Raw genomic sequence first — 26,851 nt, 5'->3', positions numbered from 1 at the left:
CGAGGGGACGCGCCAACCTACCGTCCACAGGCCGGCAGCGCCAGGGCTTCATCGCGACTGGCGGCCTGGGTCAGCACCGAGGCGATGCGGTCCGCAGCACGGCCGTCGCCTTTATAAAACAGACGCTCCAGCGCGATGTGCCGCTCCGCCGACGTTGGAAGGAATTTGCCCGGATCAGCGCGGAATTCCAGCAAGGCCTGGCGCAAGCTGGAGACCGAGAAGAACCTGGGAATCGGCAAGGCCTCGCCCAGCGCCGAACCGTTGAAATCGAAGGAGCACCACTGCCAGACTGCATTCCCGCGGATGAACGCCTCCTCGGCCACCGTCGAATAGGTAAAGAGAATCAGGTCCGCCTGCGCCAGCTCCTCTTCCAGGGTGCCCTCCGCCATCCGGACGACCGGCTTGTAGGGCGCAAACTCAGGCTGTTCCGCCAGCCGCCGGAATGGATGGGCTTTGAGAAACAGATGCACCCCGTCGAGCTCCCGTGAGGCGGAACAGACGGCATCCAGCATCTCGAAATCCAGGTCCGCATGGTGTGCTGCGACGATCAGCACCCGCATTCCCCCTTTTTTGTGCAGCCTGCTCAACGGAGCGCCCATAGCCGGTGCCGACACGTGATCGTACCGGGCAGACCCGGTGAGGAGGACCCGCTCCGGCGGATACCCGCAGTCCAGAAACAGATCCCGTCCAAGCGTACCCATGGCAAAGACGTAGTCAGGCTTCGGAACTTCGCAACCGTCAGGCCTTCCGTGAAACTCCAGCTCCGGATCAAGGAAGAGAAAGGTCTTTTCATGGTTGTAACTGGCATGCTGCATGGCGTAGTTGACCGTGCCGGTTGCCGCCCGCTTCACCCCTTCATAATGGGCGCGCGCGTAAGGAAAGTGTTCCAGAAAGCTCACGGTGAGTCGCGGACGCAGGCGCCGGCAAGCTCGTTCCGTGGCGGTGGCCACGAGTTCGCAATGCGGAATGCCGGAACCGAGGAATCCGCTCAAAAGGGAATCCGCAAAGAGGGGATAATAATCCAGGCCGCCTTCATGAAAGACCTGCCGGAAATCCGGCAGGCAACGCATATCAAGGTAGGTCATGAGCGCTCGCACATTCACGAGCGCAAAGACAATATCGCCGGCCCGAAGAAACGTTTGCAGGATGACCAGATCCAGCCGGTTCGCAGCCGGCGCTAGAGAGTCGTCGAGCCGTCGCTTCTTCCCATCCTGCGCCGTCCATGGGTCAAACCACGTCACCCATCCGACGGACGCCGTCCCTTGCGCACGCAGGGCGGCGGGAAGCGCCTTGAAGTAGCGGTCCGCAAGCGATTGCGTCGAATCATCCCAGCCGACGCTCCAATCCCAGAATCCGCTCAGGACCACATCGAAACGCTGGTCAGGCCGGCCTCCGCGGAACGCTCGCAAGGCCCGGAACTCCAGAAAGGCCTTGATGCCGTACTTGAGGCGGGACACAGCACCCGCCAGCCAGAGGCGCCATGCGCCGCGCGAACGGCCGGGCGATTGCTCCTCGACGGCAAACCCTGTCCTCAACACCTCCGCGACTTCGAACGGCGCGGAGACGAGGACCAGATGCTTCGTTCCCTGGGCGCGGGCGACCTCTTCGATGGTCAGGATCGCGATGATCCACTGAAAGGCCGGGTCGGCCTCGCAATCCTTGAAGGGGGTCAGATGGTACCACCAGCGGCTGGCCTGGCCCGCCACAGCCAGCCTGGACCGCAGCGTGCGGCCTTCCGCATCGCGCGCGGTCCCGATCCGCGCCACGAGCCGTACATAAAGTTTCCTTGCGCGCTCGCGAACCTTGAGCGACGCTTCCCGCCCCCGGATAAGCGATCCCGGACGGGTTTGCTCCAACTCGGCTTCAACGGATGGCGGCAAAAAGCTCAGGATCGTCCCGTCGCTTCCGGGAAGGATCTCAGGCCTTTTCCAGATCACCCAGAGTGTTGGCATGCGAGGCGTGACAAGCAGGGGGAAGGTCAATCCGGGATTGGGTTTTTTCGCTTCTATGGACAGAGCGCCGGCATGCTGGGCGGGCCGGCGTATAACGTGACGGCATCTTTCTTGTCGGACTCGCTCCGTAGGATGCGACCGCCGGCCGCCACTACAATAGCCGCGCCAGCCGCCACATCCCACAGCTTGATGTCTTGTTCGTAATACACATCCGCCCGGCCGGCCGCCACATAGGCGAGAGACAAGGCGGCGGATCCAAGCATTCTGATCTTCTTGTAGGCACGGATCAGATTGACAAACCGGGAGAGGGCGTCAGTTGAGAAATCCATCTCGACCGGAAAGCCGGTACACAGCACCGCGCGCCCAGGCTCCGTCACAGAGCCCACATGGATGGGAGCTTTGTTCAGCCAAGCGCCAACACCGACAATTCCGGCAAACAATTCCTCTCTCTTAAAATCATAGATCGCACCGAGCAACGGCTCATTCTTCCTCCACAGACCCACTGAGACGCAACACGAAGGAATCCCTCGCAAATAGTTGAAGCTGCCGTCAAGCGGATCCACAATCCAGCACAGGTCGTCGTCGCCCTGCCCCCTAACCATGCCCCGTTCTTCGGAGTGAATCCGGAAGTTAGACTTCCGATGCAGCACTTCCAGGATGTGCGCCTCAGATAGATGATCCGCTTCAAGCTTGACGTCTCGACCGGACTCGGCTGTCACGCGTGCGCCGGTCAGGGCTGTTTTGGCCAGATATTCGCCGCCGCTCCGCGCAGCATCCTCCGCAAGACGCAGCCAGGCATACAGCTCCTCGTCTCGGCAGAGCAGATCCCCTCCCCCGGAGCATCCATGTTCTATTTGCACGGCTTAGACGCTTTCCTGTGAGACCGGACGATTTTTACTGGAGGTTGACGAGCGGATCGATGAGGCACGGGGCCGAGCATTGATCAACGCTGTCGGACGGAGCTGCGCCTGATCGCGCATATCCTTAACTGAAGCCTACCAGCGATATCTGAAAAAATTGGCAGCGCTCTTTATTGCTGCGCCCGCCTTGGTCGGAGTCCCATGACATTTCTTGCAAGCCTCGAAATGCAATTGGCCTCCCCCGTGCAGACCGTCGATGATGGACTTATTACGCTGCAGGATCGATAGCAGATCATCCGAAAAGATATTGCCCAAGCCGGTGAACCCCTTGTAATCCAGACAGCAGCACGTCACAGTCCCATCCGCGAGGATCCCGACGATGTCCGTATCGCACGACGATCGCTCGACCGGATGATTGCTCAATATCCGGCGGCCATTGATAAACTGCTTGTAAGCTATTTTATTGTTCCCCTTCAAAACGTACGCAGTCCACCAGCCCTCAGACAACCCGGCATTTGAATAATAGCGGTCTATGCATTCGTCAAGATGATCCAGCGATACACGGAACGAACGGGAGTGTTCCTGAATGAGATTGAGGAAACGGATCAGGTGAGGACGCGACGCCTTCGGCGTCGTATCATAAATGGTGGGATCTCCGCGTTCGGCTGCCCCGACAGCTTGCGCAATGAGATGCAGCTTCCCACGTACGCCGTAATGCCGCTCATCGTTCACCGCAACGTCTGTTCTAACCTCTGCAATCCGATGCTCGGTGTCTAGAAGCCGCCCCAAGCAGGCCGCCACTCGCTGAATATACACGTCGAATTCAACATCGACCCCGCGGGTCGCAGCATGGTGGGCCGGATTCAGGGTTTGAACGGAAATGCGCAAAATATCAGGCTGGTGTTCGAGCAGCAACGCGACGTTCCGTTCCGTCAGTAAGAGGCCGTTGGTGACTAACTGGGTCCGGAGTCCCAGATCCTTGCACCGATCAATGCAGTCCCAGATACCCGGATAGAGCAAGGGCTCGCCGTATTGATGGAACGCGACCCAATCAATGCCATCAATGGCCGCTATGGACTCCAATATCCTAAACACCCCGTCCTTGGGAATATCTTGCAGTGGAGAATCTCGGATAGGTAAGGGGCAAAACGAGCAGGCCATGTTGCAGCGGTTTGTGACCTCAATGCACACGACCCTGTATCCGAAATCCCTAAGATTCGCCATCGTCTATCTCCTTGACGACCACCCGCTCATCCTCTGAGGCGAACTGGGCGCAGTGTCTGTTCAGCGCAAGTCTCTTATCGCCAGGCAGGAGGTCTCATCCACACCAGATTGCACCTCCCTCGAGCCGATCCAGCATATCGCCGTCCTTCGACATCGGACACAGTGGCCAGAATTGCTCACAATCACCAGAGAGGATAAATATTGGGGTTATCGATCTCGTCAAACGGCTTGCCCTTCTCCGCACCGGCCTGCCGGCCTCCTTGACCGTGGTCCCCGGACCATTGCTCGTAAGCCGCAACGAAGCGTCTAAGTGCGCCCACACACAGAAGATGCCTGCGCAAACTTCTTCGTAGAATTAGGCCCATCGGCCCCACACTCTGGAGAGCATTCGTATATCCCTGCGACAAGGCCGAAATATTTGGCCTTGCAGAAGAGAACTGTTGGTCCACATCATTGCACCCAGTCAACGACACGACGTAGGCAGGAGGCTGATTGGTAAAATCAACCTTCTGGAGGACAGAAATGAGCTCCTGGAATGAATTCCCGGCGGGGAATGCGTAGTTCACCACCTGCCACCGGCGCCCCCCGTTCGGATCAGCCGAATTAAGATAATATTCAAGCCTGCTGGCAACGGTGTGGGCGTCTCTCGTCGCGCCATAACCGTAGGCGACCGACCCGCCTGTCAATACGACACGCTTGAGACCGTTTTCCGCCGTCTCGCAGGCGAGTCCGGAGTCCGTGGCGCGCGTACCATCGCTTGCGATCGATACAGTCCTCAACCGCTGGTCCGGCTTGGGAACAAGCCCCATGTGCCACTGGAGAATGTTTTGAAGCACCAGTCTTGACGTCGTGAGTTTCCACCAGGACATTTGAAACCCGAACAAGGCCTCGATCTCGGCCTTGGATTTCCCGGACGCCGAGGCATACAGCTCAAACAGATCATCAAACGACCGTCCGCCAGCCCGTTCAACCCGTTGATGAATTTCGGTGATCGCTTCGACAGCCTCTCGACTCAACAAAAAGCAGGCATGCCACAATCTTAGCCGAAGCGGTGCGAGGCGCAGCCGGCGAAAACGCACCCACGACTCCAGCATGAGAACAAGGAACAGGGCGGCTATGAGCAGTCCCCATGCGAAAGTCATCTGGCCTCACGCGGCACTTTAGCCTGCGCCGGCTCTGAGAACAGCGCTGGCCTTTCCGAACCACACCCCGCCACACGCCCCTCTTGCTTCAAGATATCTTTAGCCATACGCTGTGCCATTAAGTCATAACCCTTGTCCGAGCAATGAACCTGATCAATATAGATAACGGTTCCCTCGGGGTAATGATCGAACACATCCGTCAAGTCATGGAATTCGTCGGATCCAAGCCGCCGGAAATCCACGGCGGCCTGGCTGTAGAACTCACGCATGGCGTCCCACTCGTTGAGCCCATCAACCGTGATACGCCGACGGAGATGCTCCACAGAAGCCCTATCCCTGAGGGACATCCTTCTGACTCCGAAGCCGTTAAATGGTTGCAGATAGGTCAAGGACCGGGATCCATGCGTCTTGACATACGAATGCATCACCGTCAGGTTGCGAAGAAACGTTCGCACACACAACCTGACATCGAATCGGGGGTAAGTCTCCAGAGGATACAGACTGGGATCCTGCAGCCAGACGTTCAGCGCAAACTTCAACCGCTGCCGGCGTTGGCCTAACAGGAGAATACGACGGACCCGCGAGAAGAACCCCGGCACCCGCATCTCACTCCTCTCCCGATGGCAAAGGGGATATCCGGCACACCGCGCGGTTTCCTTGCCAAGAGCCGATGTTAAACGCAAGGAGATCAGCTTCGACTTGCAATCTCGGCGAACGCGTCAAGAAGATTGTCGACGGACTCCAACTCCATGCGCCGCCGACACTCCACAGTCAATGAGCCGATATGCGGCGTCAGCATGGCTCGCTCGAACGAGACGAGCGGACCTTCATAGGGCTCCCGCGAAAATGTATCAATCCAGGCTCCGGCCACCCTCCCGCACCGCATCGCTTCACAAAGGGCCGATTCGTCCACAAGCCCTCCGCGCCCCGCATTGAGCAGAAACACTCCGTGCTTCATCAGCGAGAACTCTTTTGTCCCAAGAATTTCATCTTCACCGCCTGCGTGAAGACAGATGATATCAGCCTGCGGAAGCGCTTCGTGCAGCGGTAGAAGTTGGGTGCCCTCCTCCGCTCCATCAACGGCAGGGTCAACAGCCAGCAGCTTCACGCCGAAAGGCCGCAACAGGCTGGCCACCTTCCTGCCGATTCTCCCCAGACCAACGATGATCACGGTCTTTCCCTCAAGCTGCATGCCGATTTGCTTGTTCCACCGCCCCTCGTGCATGTCTCGATCCATTTGCTGGATTTTCCGCATGAGCGCAATCAGAACGCCCACGGTGAGCTCAGCGACCGAAACGGTCGGGGCATCCGGTGTGCTCCGGACTATGATTCCCATGGCGCTAGCCGCCTCGAGATCTACATTCGACAGGCCCGCGCCGCAGCGGGAAATAACCTTGAGCTGTGACTTCTCCAGGACGTCGCGGGTCAAGGGCTCGAGGCCCGCAATGATCCCGGTGACCCCCGGCAGCAGCGCTCTCAGCTCTTCCTTGGCCAACTTCCTGCCATAGGGATTCCTGATCACCTCCCACCCCTCCGCCTCCAGACGACTCATCGGAAGTCGATCGACATCACAGAAAGATGAAGGCGCAACCAGGACTCGCTTGGAGGCCTTCGTCATGCCGGCTCACCGACGCGTCCGGGGCTCTCGAAAAGCATGCACTTCCCGGGAGTCGGATTGAAATAGGTCGGCTCGACGACCCTGTCCCGGACCAGAACCAGCCTGAACGGGTCCATCATCTTTTGGTAGGTCTCAACGGACCTCGCCCGGCTGAGGAACTGCGATCCGTCCTCCGCGTTGGCCGTCGTCCCGATCTCTGCGGTCTTTTCGATGAGCAGCACATACCCTTTGGGGGCCAGTCGTTTCAGAACCGCGCAGGTTTCATGTGCCTCCGCATCCGTCAGATGCTGAAGGACGGTGCACGTCATGGCGAAATCGTAGGACGTCTTGTCAGTGATCGACGTCAGCGCATCCACGCGTTCAAACGTCACGTGGGGGAGAAGGCGTCTTCCGATTTCAACCAGGTGGGGCTCGCGTTCAAAGCCTTTTACGTGTTCTGCGAATTCCGATAACACCATGGTCAGACGCCCATAGCCGCACCCGACCTCACAGGCATGCCGCAGCGGACGCGTGCGGGGCAGGTTGGCCAATATCGTCCGGATCGTGCGCCGCTCAAGGTAATTTCTGACGTTATCGACAGGCCCATAGGCATCGCTGACCGCATTCAGTGTCCAGACAAACCGCGAGCCTCGATCCGCCCAACGGCCGATGAGTCTCCTGCGAAATTTAAGCAAGAGCGCTTTCACGAGATAAGAGGCCGGAATGCCGCTGCAATCGGGCGATTCCAATTCTCTTGCACTGAAGAATTTTGACTCCTTAAGGTTCATGGTCGCCGTTGAGTCTTTCTCTCTTCCCCGATCCTCGTCCTACTCCTTCGAAAAGCCAGCCTTCGCCTTCAACCATGCATAAACGAGATGATCCATAATCATGTGAATGTCCTCGACCGGTCCGTATTCGCCTTTGGGTGTCTCCACGTGGATCAGCAGGTCAGACAGCCGCTTGAGCTCTCCCCCGTCGAATCCGACAAGCCCGATAACCCGGCCTCCCTGCTTCTTCACCCACCGGGCTGCCTCTGCGATATTGGGCGAGTTGCCACTTGCCGAGATCGCGATCAGTCTGTCGCCGGGCCGATAATGAACACGGAGCTGGTACACGAAGAGGTTTTCGTACCCGGCGTCGTTGCCGATGGCGGTCATGGCCGCCACGTTGTCGGTGAGTGCAAGGACACGGAAGGGCGGGGACCCGTCGCGGGGGTGCGCCCCGACCGAGAAATCATTGGCCATGTGCGAGGCCGTTGCCGCGGACCCGCCGTTGCCAACCACAAACACCGTATTGCCCTTTAACCGAGCCGACTCCAGTTCCCCGATGAAAGCCGCGATGGATTGGGAGTCCAGCCGCCGCAGCAACCCAGACAGGTAGTCCAGATAAGCACGGGCAAATTGAGCGGGGTCGGAAGATTCTTTCAGGATTATCTCGAGGGTCTGCATACGTCGTTCCTCTTCAAATGGGTTAATCAGGACAGGGCAGGTCGTGGGCGTTTCGCCATTCGGGATCCGCCCAGTAGATCCGGCAAACCAGCTTCATCGTTTCAAGCGCCTCCACACTGGTGCCGGAGGTGATGCGTCCGCCATTGCACACGGCATCAGCAAACTCATGGATCTCGTCACGCCAGGAATTATCCTCCAGGTAGTTGACGACTTCTTCCCTTGTGGTGCCGGCATGGGACTCGTCGCGCCGGCCGACGACGAGCTTCTCCTCTCCGTAGCTCTTGGTTCCGGACAGGATACCGCGGAGTTCGAGGTAGCCCTCCGTCAGCGTGATGTCCAGGGCAAACCGATGCTGCCACTGCGTGGCGCTCGAGTGCAGAAAGGCGATGCGGCCGCGCGCGTCCCGCATCAGGGCGTAGGCGTTGTCCTCGACATCGTGACGCCAGTACCCGTTGGACACGAAGCTCTGGACTTCGACGAACTCGCCGCAGAACAGGCGCAGGAGATCCACCATGTGGATGCCCTGGTCGAGCAGGATCCCGCCCCCGGCATACTTTCGCTCAGCCCGCCACCCGCCGGAAAACGGAATGATCTTGCTCTTCCCGTACACCCCTCGGAGATTGATCACCTCTCCGAGTTCTCCCGACCGGACGATCTGCAACGCCTGCCGGACCGAGTCGTGATACCGGTGGTTGAAGCCGTACTTCAACAGCACGCCCGGATGCTGTTTTTCAGCCTCCCTGACGCGCATGACATCGGCGACGTCCCGGCCCGGCGGCTTCTCGCAAAAAACGTGCAGCCCCCGCTGCAAACCCGCGATCGTCACTTCCGGAGCCAGATAGTTCGGCAAGCTGACGAAGAGGGCATCGAGCGGCTCCTCCAGGAGCTGCTCATACCGGGCATAGCACCGCACACCGTCCGGCAAGGTGGACGTCATGCCGAAGGTCTGATCGCAGACCGCGACCGTCTTGAGGCTCGGATGCTGGTCGATAAAGAAACGTCTCCGCTTTCCCACGACCCCGTAACCGGCAATCCCGACCCTGAGTGGCTCCCGTTTCATCAAGCCAACCTTAGGTACCGTGCCACGAGCGGATCGGTCGCCAGCGCTTGCTCGACCCGGGCCACATCCTCGGGCCGATCGACCCCGATCATCCGCCCCTTCGTCACCACCACTCGGACGCGGTACCCATGCTCGACGGCCCGCAGCATATCCACGGACTCGATCTGTTCGAGCGGAGTGGCCGCCAGTTTTGAGAAAGATTGCAGAAAGTCGCTGCGAAACGCAATGATGCCGAGCTGCTTCAGCTTGCGGTAGACATCCGTGCCCGCCTTCTTTCTCGATGGAATCGACTCCCGGGACACGTAGAGAATGTCGCCGGCCAGGTTGGCGACCAGTTTGGGGGCGTTCGGATCCGCAAACTCCTCCGGCCCCTCGATTTCCGTCGCCAGGTTTGCGGCCGGAAGCGCCGGGTCCTTAAGCAACGGCGCAGTGACTTCTTCGATCATCCGGGGAAGAACCAGCGGCTCGTCCCCCTGAACGTTGACGACGATATCGGCCTTCAAGCCGGACGCGGCTTCGGCAATCCGGTCCGTGCACCGTTCATGCGTGTCCGCGGTCATGATTACCCGCCCGCCGGCCTCTTCTACGACCCGCCGAATCTCCTCGTCGCAGGTCGCCACGACAACGGCGTCGAGCCAGTCGCACAGGGCCACACGCCGGCGCACGTGCTCGATCATGGGCAGCCCCATGATCGGCGCCAGCGGCTTGCCGGGAAAACGTGAGGACGCCATCCGAGCCGGAATGATGCACACCACGCCGGGCATCTAGGGTTTCCTCGCCAGAATCCGCATGTGCGAACTCAACTTGTGGCGGGAGAGCCACTGTTGCAAATCCCGTTTGCAGGCCGCATCCCCGGACCGGGCCAGCCCCCTCCAGAACCGATCGACGTTCATGCCATCCTTCAATACCGCGCCTTCGACGATATCCCAGTCCAGTTCACCCGGCGTGCAGATCTCTTCAACGACAAAACCGGTCCGCGTGACAAGCTGAGCCAGCGACTCCGGGGTAAAGAAGTTCAGGTGATGGGGCGGGGACACGCTGTTCGACCGTTCCCAGAGGATCTGAACATCGAATCCCCGGCCGCTGAGCGTCGTAGCCAGCAGATACCCGCCCGGACACAGCAAGTCAAAGGCTTTCTTCAGAAAGAGGCGCGGCTCATGCAGATGCTCCAGCAGCTCGAACGCGGTCATCAACCGAAACCGTCCGGCATGCCCGTCGAGCGATTCGATGGTGCGCTCTTCGACTTCAAAACCCTTCGCCCGTCCGATCGCCGCCATTTCGGGCGATGGCTCGATAGAAACCAGGGCGGTCGCGGGCCACAGGTTGTGCAATTCTTCCAGAAAAAGGGCAAAGCCGGCTCCCACGTCTGCGACCGTCCCGCTCTTGCAGTGGCCGAGTCGCCGGGCCACGTACTGCGCCCGCGGCCGGAAGATTTTCTCCCGCCGGCTTTCCGCGACAGGACGGAAAAACCCATCGATCCAGTACCGACTCGACGGAGCCGCGCGGTAAAACTCCGCTAAAAGTTCGGACGCAGGGCGGGGATTGACAAAGAGCGTCTCGCATGCGGCGCAGGTGACATAGGGAAATCCGCTCTTCACAAACTCGAGGGCATGTTGCAAGCCATCGCAAGCCGGGCAGGCGACCGTCTGGAAGCGCGAGGGATCGGGGAAATACGTCGCGATGTCCTGTTGCACCAGTTCGAGATACCGGGCGAAGGCGCTGCGGTCTCGGATGTCCGCTTCTTTCATCGGCGACCAAAAATGAGGTTGTGGGACCGCAACCCGTTCAGCGCGGCGATCCAGTCGCTGGCCCGCAGTAACCGGAACCCGAACCGGTCGAGCCGTTTTTCCATGTCCGCATCGGCCGAGCCGTCCCTCATGGTCACTTCGACGAGAACCGCCCGCAGGACAGGCGAGGCCAGCACAGCCTCGGCGCCGTCCAGAATCCTTTCCTCGATCCCGTCCACGTCAACTTTGAGCAGCGCGGGCTGCGGCACTCCGTACCGGGTCACAAGCGCGTCCAATGTCACGGACAGGGTTCCTTGCCGCAGAGGGACCGGCTCGTCAGAACGACGATATTCGCTCGGCCGCCCCAGGGAGTGCAGAGCCGATCCCGGCTCAAGGCTCCCGACGTACAACAGATCGAACGCCTCGCGATCGGAGAGCGCAAAGTTGCACGGTACGACGTTCCCGGCCTTGCTCAGAACGATATTCCGGCAGAGACGAGAAAAGTTCTGGGATTCGGGCTCAACGGCGTAGACGGTGCATTGCGGGTTGCGTTTCGCCGCGTAGAGTGAATAAAGTCCGATGTTGGCGCCGACGTCCACGAACACATCGCCGTTTCGCAATTGGGCATCCAGCCAATCCAGCGTCTCCGGCTCTTTGGTGCCATAGCTCTCCGCTCGGAAGGCTTCGATTTCCGAAGACACACCGATTTCGATGACGAGATTCCGGACCCGGCATGTCCGCCTCGGGAGCAGGATTCTCGCCGCAGCTCGCAACCCTTTCAGGGATCGGCGGTAGGCTGCGAGCAGCCAGGCCGGTGTCGCCGCCTTGAGCGCGTCCTTCAAGACCGTTCCGCGCCGCTTCGGATCGTGCGCACCCCTTGACGGCAGGATTCTCCCAGAAAAAGGAAGTCCACGCCATACCCAATGAAACGATATCCTTCGCGGAGCTTTTCAAGAGCCAGTTCCGGCTGCGGCTGCACCACATGATAGCCCGCCACCGCCTGCTGTTTGCCGGCCACACGCATGACCTCCCGCAGGGCCTCCCCGACCGAGGGGTGATCGAGTTGCCCCGGCACGCCGAGCGACCCGGAGAGGTCGTATGGCCCGACCAGGAACCCGTCCACTCCCTCCACGCCCAGAATGTCGCTGAGATTGGCCACCGCTTTGACGTGCTCCACCTGCACGATGATCAGACTTTCCTTCTCGAGCCACTCCTTGTACTCGTCGAATCGAGTGCCATAGCCTTGCGCCCGCGCCAGTCCGACACCGCGCCGGCCGAGCGGAGGATAGCGGACAGCCTGGACCGCCTGCTCGGCTTCCTGCCGGCTGTTTACCATCGGCACAATCACCCCGTGAGCCCCCGCATCCATCACCCGCTTGATCTGGATCGGGTCGTTGGCGGACAGCCGAACGAGCGGGGCGACGCCGCAGAACTCGATCACGCGGATCAGTTCCTCCGCCTCCCGAAGCGTGACCACGCTGTGCTCAAGATCCACCGCCAGCCAGTCGAAGCCAGATCGGGCCATGATCTCGGCAATGGCAGGATGGCCCAGTGTGATCCACGATCCCAGCGTCGGCTCCTGACTTCGAAGCCGTTCCTTCAGGGACGCCTTTCGGGCCTCGCGCGACTTGCTTAGGTCATCCATGCGGTTTCTCACCTTTACAGTTGAGGTCCTGTCGGCAGAGCTTTGCGGTCCGGATCCGAAGCATCCACGTCCGCCGACTCGCGGCTGTACAGCTTCCAGTACAGGCCCCGTCGCTCCAGGAGGGAGGCGTGCGTCCCCTCCTCGGCGACCCGGCCACGGTCCAGCACCGCGATCTTGTCGGCCCCCACGATGGTGGAGAGCCGGTGCGCGATCATGATGACCGTGCGGTCCCTGCTCAGACGGTTGATCGCCTGCTGAACACGCTGCTCCGATTCGTTGTCCAGGGAACTCGTCGCTTCATCGAAGATGAGCATGATCGGATTTCGTAGCACGGCCCTGGCGATCGCGATGCGCTGCCGCTCGCCGCCCGAGAGCTTGAGCCCGCGGTCTCCTACAACCGTCGCATAGCCTTCCGGCAAGCCCTGGATGAAGTCATGGGCATCGGCCTGCCTTGCCGCTTCGACGATCTGCCCCTCCGTCGCGTCCGGCATTCCGAAGGCGATGTTCTCCCGGATCGAGGCATTGAAAATAAAAGTGTCCTGGCTCACGAACCCGATGGCATTGCGCCAGGACTCGAGGCTGTATTCCCGCAGGTCCGTTCCGTCCACCATGATACGGCCCTCGCTCGGCTCATACAACCGGATCAACAAATCCACGACCGTGGATTTCCCCGCGCCCGACGGACCGACCAGCGCCGTGACCTTGCCCGCCGGGAAGGTGAGCACGACGTCCCGGAGCGCCGGAGGCTCCGGCTTGCCCGGATAGCGGAACGTCACACCCTCGAAGCCTACGCCCTGACGCAACTCAGTAAAGAGCCGGCCGCCATCCCGCGTCTTTGCGGTCTCGCTGGGGGCGAGCAGGTCGGTGACGATTTGCACGGAGGCCATGTCGCCCTTGAGCCTGATGAAATCCCTGTTCAAGGAGACGATCACCGGAAAGAGACGAATCAGAACGACGAGAAAGGTGACCAGGAAGGGAACCAGCGCGCTGGCCTCGTGGAAGATGCCGGCGCTCAATGTCATGACCATCGCCGCGAGGACAAGGACTGCGACCACCTCCCCGACGGGCTGGGCCAGCAGCGACAGCGACTGCAGGTCAAGGTTGGCCTGGCGGACCCGCCCGGCCAGGTCCGCAAACCGGGCCGCGAGCCGCCCTTCCGCGCCGAAAACCTTCACCTGGCGGATGCCGAGCACCGCTTCCGCGCCGAACGACACGAATTCGCCGACCAGGGCCTGCCGGGTCCGCCCCAGTCTGCCGGACGCCATCGACACCCAGTAGAATCCCAAAGTCAGGAGAAGGAAGGTGCCGGTGGCGATCATCGTCGCCTGCCACGAGAGGAACAGAAGAAGAAGGTAAAGGGCCGCGGCGGTGATCCCGTTGGACAGCAGCGTGATCGTGGTGGACACAGCCTGACCGGCGGTTCCTCCCTCCTGGAAGAGATCGTTGACCAGCCGGCCCTGCCTCCGGTCCAGGAAGAACTGGTAGTCCGCAGCCATGTACCGCCCGAAGACCTGCTTGCGCAGGTCGCTGATTGCCGAATGCTCGAGACGCACGGCCAGCAGGCGTCCGGCATAGCCGAACAGGCTTTTGACCAGCACGGTCGCCACCAGCGCGGCCGCGATGATCTGGATCTGGCGCGGGACGGAATGCGCCTGCAGGTACCGTTCAAGGGAGGTGAAAACCCCCAGGTCCTGGACCGGGAGCGAGCCACCCGCCTGGCCGAGGGCCAGAAACAACGGGACGAACAGGCTGATTCCAGCCGACTCCAATGCCGCGCTGACGGACAGAAGCACGAGGATCGCGGCAAGGGACAGCCGGTAGGGTTTGAGAATGAAAAGAAGCTGGCGGGTCATCTGATCTTGGGACGAGAGGTCATGGAGATACTAGGAGGGCGGCTCCATCAGGTCGACGAGCTGAGACAGGGGCCTTCCCAGTTCGGTCAGTTGCCGAAATTCCGCGGGCGTCGCGCTGAGCACATGATCCCGGATGACCTGCGAAGCCTTGTTCAAGGTGAAATGCTTCTCCACGTAGCGCGCCCCGCGCGCGATCGCGAGCAGGCACCCTTCGACACCCAGCATGTGATCGCTGTACCCGTGGAACCCGCGGGAATGGAAACGCCCCGGCATGGCCGCCATGTCGCCGGGCGCAGTCGGGTATTTCGAGCGGCAATAGATATAGTGGAGAATCTTGCCGTCTGGTTCGCCGAACGGAAAGCCCTTCTTGTCCCACATGCCGAGCGAGACGTAGGTCGGTTTTCCCTCGGCGAGAATGCGCTCGCACAACGCGGGCTTATCGATCACGGTCCGCGACGCGATCTTGTATCTGGACAGGTTGATGTGGTGAGCCAGATCCATGGCTTCTTCCGTGATGATGGAGGCGAGCATCTCGATCCCGACGTAGTCGCACCAGGCCTTGAGTTGGGCGGCACGGTCGGCGTCGATGCAATTGATCTCGTCGGGCTTGCACCGCCATCCGAACTGGAATTTGGCGACGTCCGCGCCGGCCAGTTTTGCCTGCCGGATCAGCTCGCGGGCCAGATCGAAGTTTCCGTCATGGTTGAGACCGATCTCGGCGATGAATTCCATGCATGCTCCCTGAGTGGTGGTGAACCGGAAACTTTCTGCGCCGCTACAAGCCCAGCCCCTCGGCCAAGGCCCCTCCGCGCAGCGTGAGCAACTGCTCCGCCAGCCACACATCGTACGGGGTATCGAGGTTGAGGCTGGTTTCCCGGGTCATGATGATATGGCCGACCCGGGCCCCGACAAAGGATCGCGCCGTCACCGCCCTGCTCCAGGAGACGTAGACCGCCCCGTTTTCTTCATAGAGCGCATCCCGCTCGAACCTGAGCTCCCGCCGGTGAAAGACCGGCTCGAGTCCGTTGAGACGATGATGGTACTGATGCCGCGTGTTCTCGCAGACGGAGATGACGCTGTCGGGCTTGAAAATCAGCAGCGTATTGATGGCTTCCTCGATGTGGTGCGCGCGCCGCAGAGGCGAATTCGCATGGAGCAGGCAGACGATGTCCGGGGAAAATCCCTTGCGGGCCAGCTCTTCCAGCGCAAAGAGCACGGTCGGCTCGATCGGCGAATTCATGCGGGCCAGAGTCGCCGGCCGGATGAGAGTCTCCACGCCCTGGGACCTGGCATACTCGCCGACCGCCTCGTTCTCGGTCACGACCACCGCCCTCGTCACCGATGGACATCCCTTGAGCTGGTCCAGCGTGTACTGCAAGATCGGCGAGCTGCCCAGCGACCGCAGCGCCCACCCCGCCCCGACAGGCGATTCGTTGCGAACCGGTACCAGAGCCAGTACGGAGGGCAGCTTGGCGCCGTACCGCGCCCGCACGTGGCGCGCCTTCAAGGCCCGCCGCGCCCGCAGGATCCGCTCCTGGTTCGAGCTCAGGCTGACCGGGTGCCGCCGGTAGTAAAAGAGCGGCAGGTTCACGTTGTAGACCTTGTAGCGGTCGATGAATTTGACCCACAGATCGTACCCGTCCTGGCAATCCACCGACTCATCGTAGCCGCCGACCTCCTCGAAACACTGCCGGCGGATCATCGTGCCGGCGCCGTGGGCCGGCAGGTCGAGGAGCCCCAGATCGTCGGCGATCTTTTCCCTCCGCACGTGTCCGAGGATTTCACCGTCGCTGGAGATCAGGAAATAGTCGGGGTACACCAGCCCGACCTTCGGGTGGGCGTCGAGCACGCCGGACAGGACCAGCAGCGCGTTCTCGTCGAAGTAGTCGTCCGCGTCAAGCCGGATGATGTAGTCACCCTTCGCGTGGGAGATGGCCAGATTGCAGGACGGCGGAAGGCCGCGCGGCGGCTGGTGGATGATCTTGATCCGGGGATCGGACTCGAACTGCCGGAGGACGTCGGGCGTGTTGTCCGTGGAGCCGTCGTTGATGACGATCAATTCCCAATCCTGCATCGTCTGGTGCAGCACGCTCTTGATCGCCTGGGGAAGATAGCGCCCATAATCGCGTCCGACGGTGTAGACAGTGACCTTCGGCATTACGCCCTCATCTTCAAGTTGGAATTGACGGTCACGGCCTTGCCCCGCACGGCGGCATTGATCTCGCGCAATTCCGGGTGCGCATCGAGAAACTCGATGATCTCCCTCGTCCCCGCCACCTTTCCCGGACGGTGGAGGCGCTCGAAGATCTCCTGCAGGAGGCGGAAGTCTTCCCGTGTATCCAGCGTCAGCCGGTAGGGCCGGCGATCGGCCTCCTCGACCGGCATGTCCGACACGCGGAATACGTCGGGGCGGCGCAGGTAATAGGTCATGTACTCGCTGAACGAGGGATCCTCGGCCATGGCGTGGGCCGCGCGCAGCATGCTGACGGACAGGATTTCGGTCTCCATGCCCTTGGGAAGACCGGGATAGGCCGTATAGTCGGCGTTTTTCGACAGGTGGAACGCCACGGCCCGGTCGAGGTAGGCGGGATCCAGGAGAACATCGTCCCCCGTCGCCCGGACGACCACGTCCGCTCCCTCCCGATCGGCCGCATCCAGAAACCTCCGCATCACGTCGTCTTCGGCCCCGCGGAACCACTTGATCCCGCAGCGCTCGGCGACTTCCACCAATACCTCGTCGTCCGGATGGGTGGACGTGCAGAGCACGATCGACGCCGGCGTCTTGGCCAGCTTCAGGCGGGCGATGAGGTGTTCGATCGCCGGACGGCCGGCCAGCGGCAAGAGCGCCTTCCTGGGAAGCCGTGTGGAATGCATGCGCACGGCGATGAGGGCCACGGTCTTGAGCCCCAACTGGTCGAGCGACAGAGGCTCATCGGCTTTCCGGGACACCTGAAGCGTTCGGCCGGCCACATCCGCATACTTGAGGGGATGAACGTCGGACGGGGCGCGCTTGTACGTCACCATCGATTCGTCCAGGCGGGTCCCCGCCGGGAGATCCCGGGCGGCCAGCATGAGCTTTTTGACCTCGTGCAGGTACTTCAGCTCGCCGTCGCTCATGGCATAGGTGCCGCCGAGGCCCTTGCCGGCGTCCCGGAGCAGCCGAACCAGCCGGGCCAGCTCCTGCGGCTCGGCCGACGAATAGTAATCGATGCCCTTGCGGGACCGGTCGAGCGTCACATGCTTCTCGACCACCCGGGCGCCAGCGGCCACCGCCATCAGCGGAAGCATGACGGCCCATTCGGACTCGCCGGCCACGTGGTCGGCATAGCCGACGGGACAGCCGAATTGCGCGGCCAGGGCCTGTACCCGCCTGAGCTGGGTGTCCTCCAGCCGGGTGGGATAGTTCTGGAACCCGTGCAGCAGCACGATCTGCTCACAGCCGGTCCGGCGCAGGACCTGAACCGCGTCCATCACTTCGATCTGGCGCGCCCCCCCGCAACTGAGGAACACCGGCCGTCCGTACTGCGCCACCTGCCGGATCAACGCATGGTTGATCGTGTCCGAGGAATGGATCTTGTAGCCGTCCACGTTCAGCCGGTGCATGAGCGAGGCGCTGTCCGGCCCGAACACGTCCGCCAGCACGTAGAGCCCCAGCCCCAGGGCCAGGTCCACGAGCTCCGCCCAGGCCGCATCCGGCATCTCCAGCTGCTTGAAGTGCCCGTACCGCGGATGGCTGCGCACGAGCAGCTCCTCCGCCGTGAACTTCTGGAACTTGACGGCGTCCGCGCCGGCGGCGGCCGCCGCCTCGACGATCGCGCGAGCGGACGCCGGCGATCCTTCGTGGGCGTTCGCCATCTCCGCGATGACGACGGGCGCCTCGCGCTCCCGGATCACGGTGTAGAGATCAGGGTTGCCCATCAGAGCCATTCTCGATTGGCTGCTTGGGATAGGCGCAGGTGGCGCAGGTTCTGATTTGCCGGTAATCCCCGTTGGCGTGAGTCTCCCGCAGCTGTTCCAGTTTCTCCCCCCGCCAAATCTTGATAAGCGGTGTCTCATTAATGTTCCCGAGTTTCAGATCGTCCGGCTCCTCGAAGGCATGGCAGCAGGGATAGACGTCGCCGTTGTCCAGCACCATGAGCCGTTGCCAGAGTTGCGGGCAGGTAAACCGCTCCGGCTTGGTGTACTGCTTGACCAGCATGTCCTTTCTGATCAGCTCCGCCGGATTATAGACGTCGGACACGAGAATCCTGTCCGCTCCCATGTCCGTCCAGAACTTGACGAACGCGTCCTTCTCATGGGTGTTCGCCTTCTGATGGACGAAGGAGACCCGGACGCGCAGACGGTCGCGGTGCCTCAGCATCTGCATCGCGTTGCTCATGGCCAGGAAGAAGTCGCCGCCCACCCGGACCTTCTTATACGTGTCCGGAGTCAGGGCATCGAACGAAAAGGCGATGTCGGACAACCCCGCGTCCACGAGCTTCTCGTTCAGCTCCGGCGGATAGTTGCCGTTCGTGTTGAGGAGGATGTCCAGCACGCCGCGCTCTTTCGCGTAGCGGATGAATTCGTCGATCTTCGGGTGCAGCGTGGACTCGCCGCGAAAGTTCAGCTTGATCGCGGAGAAATCCTCGTACCCCACCCCTTCGTCGATGGCCCGCCGGAAGGTGTCGAAGGGCATGAGCCTGGTGGCGTCCTGCTGCACGAAGGCCGGATAGGACGGGTGCTCAATGTAGACCGTGTGGCACATCGGGCAGCGCAGGTTGCACATGCTGGCCAGTTCGAGGTCTACGTTGATCGGGAAATCGCTGACGATGCGGTTTTTCGGATAGGTTTCCCACTTGCGGCGGTACTCGGCATAGCGCTCGCCGAAGCGCGCGGGATCATAGTCCTTCACATAGTGGTGGCCGGACCTGTAGGGCGTGTACTCAGCCATGGACAGCGGTCCCCTCTCTTGCAGGACGACGAGGAGCGGACCCCTCGGAGTCGCTCTCGACGCCCGCTCGCACAGATAAGCGGGCGGTGATCAGCATGCGGCCTCGTTGGCCGCATGGAATTCCGACGGGACGACGGCCAGGATCTCGCTCCTCATCCGCTCCAGGGCGCGGCCGTCATTAAAAGGATCGAACAGGTGCGCGATCATCCCGTCAACCTCGCCCTTCCCGGGCGTTGTGAGACTGTCGGTCACGACCACGGCAAGACGCTCTTCGTGGTCGAAGATCCAGCGGTCAAAAAACTTTCCGGCAAACGGGGCCGACCTGAACTCAGAGGGCGCGAAGACATAGGAGGGCTTCCCAAGCAGGAGGGCCTCCACCCAGACCGAGCCGAATGCGGCGTGCTGCGCGGTTGACAGCACCGTATCGGACAGGCTCATCAGATACTGCGCCGAGCAGGTCAGGCCGGCGCGGGGGTCTAGGACGGTGATCCTCCCGTTCTGGACCCCCGCCTGGATCGTGCTCCGGAAGGGTTCCTCGGACAGAAAATAGGCATGCTCAGGCCATTCCTCTGTGGCCTTTGGCTTGATGATGATCCGCAAGGAGGCGGCTCGCTCGGCCAGCAAGGCCAGCGCCCGGAGAAACCGCCGATACCGCTCCTGCACAAACGTATCGGGGGTATACGACCCGGTGAAGGCGCCCAGGATTTTGACCGGTCCGTTACCTCTGAACCCCTCGACCAATCTGCGAACGGCGTCGCTGGCCAGGCTTGCTTCCGCATCACCGGGGCGATCGTTCGTCGCCATGCCGACGGGTCTGACCCGCATCCGCTTGTTCCAGGTCTCGCCGCAATTCTCGGCGTGAAACCAGCCTTGAAGCGGCAGAAGATCGAAGTGCAGGTAGGCCATCGTGAAAAGGCCCCCGACGACGGTATGGGGGATCCAGGAAGTGGCTCCGCCGAATTTGTTGAGGACGGCTGTTTCCACGACAGCTTCGTAGGAATCCTCATCGGCATTGAGGAGCACGCCGAGGCGATAGTGCTGGAGCAGGACCTCCAGGCTTATCCCATAGAGGATCGCCCCCGCCGCCCGGCGGCGAAGGAGCGGGTGCACCGACCGGGACGGCAGGCAGAGGCAGGCCGCGGCTTTCAACAGGCGGGGGACCAGCCTGACCGCGTAGGCCGCCGGTGCCCGCAGCCCGGAGAGGAGGACAAAGGCGAATCCTGCCTCCCGGTATTGGCGCATGCGCTCATCCGTGTTCCCTCCTCGGGACAACAGAAGAAGCAGGTCTTCGCGCCGGACACGCGTGCCATCGACGAGAAAATCCGCCGAACGGAGATCCCAGGGACGCCCCGAGGCCACATTCCAGTAGCCATGCAGGCCTACGAGGTAGCGCGATGGCCGGGGCGCGCGCAGGCACAAGCCTTGGTGCAGCAATCGTCCCAGCCATTGGGCCAGCAAGGCCAGCCCAGCCACACCCCCATAAAGAGAACCGTAGAATCCGCTCGCAATGGAGCCCGCCCTATCTTCAATAATCTCGATGGCGTCGGCCTTGGCATCCTGCTGCAGCCTTCTCCAGCAGTCCAGGAGCGCGGCTGACTGTGGCCCGATTGGAAGGCACGTGATGGCTTCACAACCGGCCTTCAACGCCTCATACAGCGCCGCCTGCCAGTCCGTAATGGCTTCAATTGAATATTGCAGAAGAAACTTCCGGTAGGCCTGCAGGATCTCGTCGGTCCCGAAGAAAGCCAGCAGCGCTCGCTGCGCCCCCGCATCTTCCTTGCCTTTCCGAAGCAGCGCCTCCGTGACCGGAATGGCCAGAAGAAAGGCCAAGGCGCGGTCCCTGCCCCGATGCGTGTCGGGGAGAAGTTCCACGCCGAAGACTCTCGCGGCGAGACGACCAGCAGGCCCCGCGTTGAGAAGCACCGCCCGCCGCGCGGGGGAGGCGCTCCTCAGTCGCGCAAGCCGGAGGAGACCGAAGAGGGTGAGACGCTCCAGCACGATCATGGGAAGGCGCCCTCCTGCGCACGGGAAAGCTCCGCATCAACCAGGGCCTTCGTCTGGTCATGGGAAAGGCGGAACACCTTGATGCGGGCCAGCACCTTCAACTGCACCCACTCGTCGGGTAGCCGCTGGAGCTCCCGCAGGTGGCCTTCTTGCAGGAATCCCTGAAGGAATTGCTGCCGCACGGGATCGGGCAGGCGGTTCAGGTCCATCGCCGGACCGCCCGCTGCCTTCTCCATCTGCTGTCCGCGGCGCCTGGCATGCACGCCCAGATAGACGGACTTGAGCGCCAGCGCCCGCTCATCACCGAAGAGCCGCTGCACAAGATGAAACATCCGGTTGCGGAACGAGAGCCCTTCCGGCGATGGAAAATTCGACTGGAGCGCCCGTTCCAGACAGGCTTTCGCCTCCTCGAAGGATTCTCCGAGGCGCCATTCGCCGGCCGGTCGGCCGGTGGCCCTTGCGAGTACCGCCACCTGGTCGAAGGTCAACAGGCCTCCCGGGCCGTTCTCCGAGACAGCAACCACCTCAAAGCCGTTGTGTTCTAGCACCTGTGCGAGCGTCGCCAACGAGTAGAGCACAACGTGCCCCGTGGCCAATTGCCGCCGCTGGAGGCAATGCAGATTGGGTGTCTCAAGATACAGCAGGCCACCTGGGGTCAAGACGTCGCGAACAGCGGTTAGGACCGGATTGGGATCCTGGATGTGCTCAATCACATGGAAGCTGCTCACGAGGTCAAAGGTCGCCGGGGGAAAGGTCCCCTGCTCAAAATAGCCGGACCTGATCTCGACCCCGTACACTTCCTTCGCCAGCCTGCCGTAGGTGGCGTTCGGATCCATCCCCACCGCCTCCCAGCCGTCGTCGCGGATGAGCTTCAGGAACGACCCGTCCTTCGAGCCGATCTCGAGCGCGCGCTTGTGGCGGGGAGACCATGCCAGGCGCCGGAGCGTGGCGTCGAGCCAGGCCTTCCGATAGCGATGGATGCCGGTCTTATGAGCGGTCACCTTCAGAAACTCGGCGCGCGCCGCCTCCTGGTACGGGGCGGCATAGCACTCATCCAGCTCGGCGGAGTCCTCGAATTGCCGATGGGAATAGACGAGCCCGCAGCGTCCGCAATGCAGGTAGACAAGATCATCCGCCGGGGACACATGTTCCGTCACCACCTGCACCAGCCGCCGGCTGTCGGGACAATCGCAAGCCGGACAAGCCTCGATGTTTTTCATGCCTGTGCCACCGTCCCGGCACCGGCGAGAGCGTCGGTCTGTGCGAGCTTTTCGATGGCTTCCGCCGCCCGGTCGGCGCTCCGCCGGTCGCCCTTATAGGTGCCAAACCGCCTGAGAAAGGCCGATCCGTCCCGGCTGGCCCCCTCGAAGCGCTCGGTCGCCAGATAGCCCCGGAGGATCCCGATGAACTCATCGAAGTCATTGCTGTACACCGCGCTCTGCTTGAGCAATTCCAGTGTTTCTGGCTCCCAGCGGAACCAGTTATTGAAGACCAGGACCGGCATGCCCATCGCCAGCGTTTCCAGAAACGTCATGGTCGGAGAATCCAGGATGACGAGATCGGCCGCGGCAAGCAAGTCCACGAACGACGGCTCCTCGACAACCACTCGGCAATTGTCCATCCGCAGGTCCCGCATCAGGTCTCCGAGCGGAAACCCGCGAGGCATCCCGACGTGCTGCTTCACCACGAATTGGAGGGCAGGGTAATCCCGGAAAGTCTCCACGATCCGCCGTTGGATCGCGAAATATTGGCTGTCGGACTTGGGATAGCTGAAAGAGACGTAGAGCTTGTTCCCGGTGCTGCTGGTCGGGCAATAGATCACGGTTTTCTTCCCCTGAGCCAACCCGAGCCTTCTCAACACCTGACCCGGATTCCGGTTGCCAACCGAACGTTCCAACTGATCCAGCGCGGGGGAGCCGGTCGGCAGGGGGACAGCCGCGTGTGGATAATGCCGGCGGCAGAAGTCCTGCATTCCGGTCCCGTAGGTCAGGAGATCGTCAACCCCCTCGCATTCCGTGTAGTACACGATCGGACAGAGGCGCTCGCCCACCAGGCCGTGCTGCATGTTGACCACGCGCAAGCCGCAATCCTTCGCCGCTGCGCAAACCGCCCGTTGCCAATACAACGCCACCTGCGACATAAGCAAGACACGAATATTCATCTTGTCGAACATGGCGCGAGCCTGAAGATTGAGCTCCGCAGCCTTGACGAGCAACTCGGTGAAGACGTGCTGAAGACGGCTCTCGACTACAGGAAAGGCGTCCACGCCGTCCCATACCAGAAACCTCCGGAATCCTGGATCACCAGTCAGTTCGGGCCATAGCGTCGCTGTCTCCTGGGTGAGGGTTCGAAGGATTCCATCCCGTTGCCCTTGGTCATCCAGACGCATCAATCGGAAAGGGTTGAGCGACGCAACCCAGCGGCTCCTGCGCGACCAATACAACAGCCTGCACGTGCCTCGTTCCATCAGAGAGGCTGAAACCAGCCGGATCTCCCGGTCGTTCAAGTCCATGACGAGCAGTTCCGGACGGCTTGCGCTGAAGCGCCTTCGCCACGACAAGCTGACGCCACGACCGAGGTCTTGAATCAGAGGCCAGCAGGTATGGAAGGCCGCGGTATACCTGTTGCGCGATCGGCCTGGATTCACCAGGTCATGCAAGGCCGTCGGGACAGCATCAGCGCAGTGGCCGTCAATTTTCCAGGTTCTGAAGGGGATGCCGAGGCTGGCGCAGACTGACGGCAGGAGTCTGGCGAAGATGGAGGCACCGAAGAAAAGGAAGGGATCTAAGGGATGGTCCCCCTGTTCCTCCGGAGCAGCCCAGACTTCCACAGGCTTCTCCTGAGTCAGAATCCGCCTCAAGATGATCAGCCGAACGCTGACCGCATCGAAGAGGATCTTAAGCGGATACACGTTGAACCGGGCCGGTTTCAAACCAAACCGCTTGACGATCTCCGAACGCTGCTCGAACCAGGCATCTACATACGCACAGAACTCATCGACCCGATCATAGTTGGCAATTCCCGCTTGCGTGATCTCTTCGCCCGTGTAGTAGTCGTCCGCAAGCGCGAACGGCAGCCCGGCTTTCTCCAGCGCGTATTCGGCTTCCGGACTAAGCGCGATGATCCTGAGAGATCTATCCCGTCCGTCGCCCACATGGCGCATCCGGTCTATATCCGACCCGGATTCGACGAAGACGAGAGTGGGAGCAGCAGTGCCCATCGTTAGTTGATCTGCGGTTTCTCGCCGTTGATGATGTCTATTAGGCCAACCGTTTTCAGGTAGTCAGGCAGATCGCATCCCGGATGTGCAACGGCTTTCCCGGCCATGATGCACTCCAGGAAGTACCTGGCTTGGTCATAGAAACCGGGCTTGAACCGCTGATCCTCCTCCGACAGCGGAATGGGCTCCTCGCGGCCTCCCCGGTAGATCGCCTTCGCCGATTCGAGAGGCTGGATCAGGCAGCAGAGCCCATCGGCATAGAGCGCCACGCGCCAGCGGCCCGGGGCGTACCAATGGGACGTGTATTGTCCAACTCCTCCGCCCGTGAATTTCAACATTGCGGCATAGCCCCGTGAATTCTCCTTACCAACCTGGGCCGCTGTGACCGTAGCCACCTCGCCGCCCAGGTAGCGCAGAAGATCAATGCAATGGACGCCGTTCATGTAGATCCAGCGATCCACAACACGCGGTGGATGATGGTCATGAAGGTCGGTGATGTCTTCCGGAGCATGGACTTCAATGCCTCTCACTCTCCCATGCTTCTCGGCAAGACGAACCGCGGCGTTGATGTTGGAATAGAAGCGGCGGTTGAGACCGACCATGTGAATGGACGAGGATTGGGCCGCGACATCGGCCACCTCCTGCGCTTCTTCCAGCGAGAGGCCGACCGGCTTCTCGAGAAAGACGGCCTTGCAGGTCCGGAGACAGGCCTTGGCTACGGTGGGGAGCTCCAGTACGCTGGGCGTCACCCAATAGACATCGACCTTCGCACGCGCCAGCAGCTCCTCATAGTTGGCGTAGGCCTCCGGGATGCCGAATTCTTTTCCGAACGCCTGGCCCGATTTCAGACGGCGACCGCAGCAAGCCTTAAGCATCACATTTGGCATGGTCCGAAGCACAGCGGCATGCGCGCGCGCCATCCGTCCCGCCCCGATAAAACCGATGGTCAAAACTGTCCGAGCCATCTTAAGAGCCTCACTCGGTTATTCACCGGTCTGAATTACGTGAGTTTTAGCTGAATCCCGGACACCGATCACAGGGATGGAGCGAGTTCTTTTGGCCAGAGGCATGGATAGTGCGATAGGCCTGCATTTTGTCCCCGAGCCAAATGTTTTTTATTGTGGCACCATCCCCGAGTTTTCCAACAGACAAACGGCTCTTATAATCCTCGTCGCAAACATTCACCCCCCCGTCCCACCAGACGTAGAGACGTTCCCAGAGCAGCGCACAGAACCGCTCGACTGGAGACTTGGGCAGACCATAAATAAACAGCTTCGGGATAGCCTGGTTGACAGCGAATTCATCAACAAGCGGCGACCAGAAGTTTTCCGCGCGTACGGCATCTTGCTGCGAGCCGATAATGGTCATCGAAATGCGAGTTCGTGTTCGTCCGTTGGGAAACTCACGATGTCTAACGTCATTGAAACTCCTGATGTTCGCGACAACCTCGTCGAAGGAAGCGCCAACTCGGATCGCCTCGAACTGCGCTTTATCGGCCGAATCAACCGAAAACACGATCAGATCCGGATCGGCGGCGAGAATCCGCCGGCTTCGTGCTTCTGTCAGCATGGTCGCATTCGTATTGATCTTGATTTCCGTGATATCCGCCGCGCGGGCATAGGCAATCATCTCAGGCAGCTTCTGGTGCAGTGTCGGTTCTCCGCGCGAGGCAAGAATGAGAGAGCCCAATCCATGTTGAGCCGCTTCATCAATGATGCTCTTGTAGAGGCCGAAATCCATGTAGCCCATGGCAGACTGATCGCCGGTAAAAGATGGATCGGCCTCAAAGCACATCACGCATCGGAGATTGCACACACTCGTCGGTTCGACGGCAAGAACAATGGGGAAGTCGCCCAATGTCTGCGTGTTTGGATAGACGTTATACCGGTAGCGATAGAGAAGATAGCGCAAGACAGCCGGACCATCGTTCAATTTGAAGGCATTGAGGATTTCGGTATGGGAGAAAGAACGCTTGTCTGGCGCCCGCCCCTCGCAGTCCGTAGGTTTCGCGCCGTCAAGATAAGCCCTAACCGCCTTCAATTCTTCTCGAATTGACGTGCTTTTGGTAGACCCAATGGCCTCATCGAGTATTCCGACCAGCACCCGAACGACGGCCGGGTCTGCATAACCCTGACGAAGGTTCTTGTTCTCGAAGAGCGTGCGAGGTGATTGACTATTCATCGAAGATT

The 26,851-nt window shown here is 61.1% G+C and carries 23 protein-coding genes; all 23 read right to left on the bottom strand.

Features of this window, described 5'->3' with window-relative positions:
* Window positions 1-17: 17 nt before the first annotated feature.
* Window positions 18-1,952: a hypothetical protein gene (locus EPO61_01255; protein TAJ10937.1), complete on the bottom strand. Its 1,935-nt coding sequence runs from the start codon at window positions 1,950-1,952 to the stop codon at window positions 18-20.
* A 53-nt stretch (window positions 1,953-2,005) separates the two neighbouring features.
* Window positions 2,006-2,812 (bottom strand): inositol monophosphatase, encoded by an 807-nt coding sequence (locus EPO61_01250; protein TAJ10936.1) that lies wholly within the window; start codon window positions 2,810-2,812, stop codon window positions 2,006-2,008.
* Between the two features lie 135 nt (window positions 2,813-2,947).
* Window positions 2,948-4,036, bottom strand: a complete 1,089-nt coding sequence (locus EPO61_01245; GenBank protein TAJ10935.1) for a radical SAM protein — start codon at window positions 4,034-4,036, stop codon at window positions 2,948-2,950.
* A 182-nt stretch (window positions 4,037-4,218) separates the two neighbouring features.
* Window positions 4,219-5,178: a hypothetical protein gene (locus tag EPO61_01240; GenBank protein ID TAJ10934.1), complete on the bottom strand. Its 960-nt coding sequence runs from the start codon at window positions 5,176-5,178 to the stop codon at window positions 4,219-4,221.
* Complete coding sequence (locus tag EPO61_01235) at window positions 5,175-5,447, bottom strand: SGNH/GDSL hydrolase family protein (protein TAJ10933.1); 273 nt, start codon at window positions 5,445-5,447, stop codon at window positions 5,175-5,177. The genes EPO61_01240 and EPO61_01235 overlap by 4 nt, the downstream gene beginning before the upstream one ends.
* A gap of 419 nt (window positions 5,448-5,866) precedes the next feature.
* Window positions 5,867-6,796 carry a hydroxyacid dehydrogenase gene (locus EPO61_01230; GenBank protein ID TAJ10932.1) on the bottom strand — a complete coding sequence of 310 codons (930 nt, stop codon included), beginning with the start codon at window positions 6,794-6,796 and terminating at the stop codon, window positions 5,867-5,869.
* Window positions 6,793-7,563: a class I SAM-dependent methyltransferase gene (locus tag EPO61_01225; protein TAJ10931.1), complete on the bottom strand. Its 771-nt coding sequence runs from the start codon at window positions 7,561-7,563 to the stop codon at window positions 6,793-6,795. The genes EPO61_01230 and EPO61_01225 overlap by 4 nt, the downstream gene beginning before the upstream one ends.
* A 39-nt stretch (window positions 7,564-7,602) precedes the next feature.
* Window positions 7,603-8,223, bottom strand: coding sequence for an SIS domain-containing protein (locus EPO61_01220; protein ID TAJ10930.1), 621 nt, complete (start codon window positions 8,221-8,223; stop codon window positions 7,603-7,605).
* Window positions 8,224-8,245: 22 nt separating this feature from the next.
* The gene (locus tag EPO61_01215) at window positions 8,246-9,283 is read right to left on the bottom strand and encodes a Gfo/Idh/MocA family oxidoreductase (GenBank protein ID TAJ10929.1); all 1,038 of its coding nucleotides are present in this window, start codon (window positions 9,281-9,283) and stop codon (window positions 8,246-8,248) included.
* Window positions 9,283-10,047 (bottom strand): 3-deoxy-manno-octulosonate cytidylyltransferase, encoded by a 765-nt coding sequence (gene kdsB, locus EPO61_01210; GenBank protein ID TAJ10928.1) that lies wholly within the window; start codon window positions 10,045-10,047, stop codon window positions 9,283-9,285. Before kdsB ends, EPO61_01215 begins: the two co-directional genes overlap by 1 nt.
* On the bottom strand, window positions 10,048-11,031 hold the full coding sequence (locus EPO61_01205) for a class I SAM-dependent methyltransferase (GenBank protein TAJ10927.1): 984 nt from the start codon (window positions 11,029-11,031) through the stop codon (window positions 10,048-10,050).
* On the bottom strand, window positions 11,028-11,945 hold the full coding sequence (locus EPO61_01200; GenBank protein ID TAJ10926.1) for an FkbM family methyltransferase: 918 nt from the start codon (window positions 11,943-11,945) through the stop codon (window positions 11,028-11,030). Before EPO61_01200 ends, EPO61_01205 begins: the two co-directional genes overlap by 4 nt.
* The gene (locus tag EPO61_01195) at window positions 11,849-12,655 is read right to left on the bottom strand and encodes a 2,4-dihydroxyhept-2-ene-1,7-dioic acid aldolase (GenBank protein TAJ10925.1); all 807 of its coding nucleotides are present in this window, start codon (window positions 12,653-12,655) and stop codon (window positions 11,849-11,851) included. The genes EPO61_01200 and EPO61_01195 overlap by 97 nt, the downstream gene beginning before the upstream one ends.
* 14 nt (window positions 12,656-12,669) lie before the next feature.
* On the bottom strand, window positions 12,670-14,508 hold the full coding sequence (locus EPO61_01190) for an ABC transporter ATP-binding protein (protein ID TAJ10924.1): 1,839 nt from the start codon (window positions 14,506-14,508) through the stop codon (window positions 12,670-12,672).
* 30 nt (window positions 14,509-14,538) lie between these two features.
* Window positions 14,539-15,240: a hypothetical protein gene (locus tag EPO61_01185; protein ID TAJ10923.1), complete on the bottom strand. Its 702-nt coding sequence runs from the start codon at window positions 15,238-15,240 to the stop codon at window positions 14,539-14,541.
* Between the two features lie 43 nt (window positions 15,241-15,283).
* Complete coding sequence (locus tag EPO61_01180; protein ID TAJ10922.1) at window positions 15,284-16,666, bottom strand: glycosyltransferase; 1,383 nt, start codon at window positions 16,664-16,666, stop codon at window positions 15,284-15,286.
* Complete coding sequence (locus EPO61_01175) at window positions 16,666-18,564, bottom strand: hypothetical protein (GenBank protein TAJ10921.1); 1,899 nt, start codon at window positions 18,562-18,564, stop codon at window positions 16,666-16,668. Before EPO61_01175 ends, EPO61_01180 begins: the two co-directional genes overlap by 1 nt.
* The gene (locus EPO61_01170; protein ID TAJ10920.1) at window positions 18,413-19,438 is read right to left on the bottom strand and encodes a radical SAM protein; all 1,026 of its coding nucleotides are present in this window, start codon (window positions 19,436-19,438) and stop codon (window positions 18,413-18,415) included. Before EPO61_01170 ends, EPO61_01175 begins: the two co-directional genes overlap by 152 nt.
* 90 nt (window positions 19,439-19,528) lie before the next feature.
* Window positions 19,529-21,442: a hypothetical protein gene (locus EPO61_01165; protein TAJ10919.1), complete on the bottom strand. Its 1,914-nt coding sequence runs from the start codon at window positions 21,440-21,442 to the stop codon at window positions 19,529-19,531.
* On the bottom strand, window positions 21,439-22,662 hold the full coding sequence (locus tag EPO61_01160; GenBank protein TAJ10918.1) for a methyltransferase domain-containing protein: 1,224 nt from the start codon (window positions 22,660-22,662) through the stop codon (window positions 21,439-21,441). Before EPO61_01160 ends, EPO61_01165 begins: the two co-directional genes overlap by 4 nt.
* On the bottom strand, window positions 22,659-24,662 hold the full coding sequence (locus EPO61_01155) for a hypothetical protein (protein TAJ10917.1): 2,004 nt from the start codon (window positions 24,660-24,662) through the stop codon (window positions 22,659-22,661). Before EPO61_01155 ends, EPO61_01160 begins: the two co-directional genes overlap by 4 nt.
* A 2-nt stretch (window positions 24,663-24,664) precedes the next feature.
* Window positions 24,665-25,627: a Gfo/Idh/MocA family oxidoreductase gene (locus tag EPO61_01150; protein TAJ10916.1), complete on the bottom strand. Its 963-nt coding sequence runs from the start codon at window positions 25,625-25,627 to the stop codon at window positions 24,665-24,667.
* A gap of 46 nt (window positions 25,628-25,673) precedes the next feature.
* Complete coding sequence (locus EPO61_01145) at window positions 25,674-26,843, bottom strand: radical SAM/SPASM domain-containing protein (protein ID TAJ10915.1); 1,170 nt, start codon at window positions 26,841-26,843, stop codon at window positions 25,674-25,676.
* Window positions 26,844-26,851 lie beyond the last annotated feature (8 nt).

It is taken from the genome of Nitrospirota bacterium (genome assembly GCA_004296885.1).
GTDB lineage: Bacteria > Nitrospirota > Nitrospiria > Nitrospirales > Nitrospiraceae > SYGV01.
This window is presented reverse-complemented; position numbering and strand designations above follow the sequence as displayed.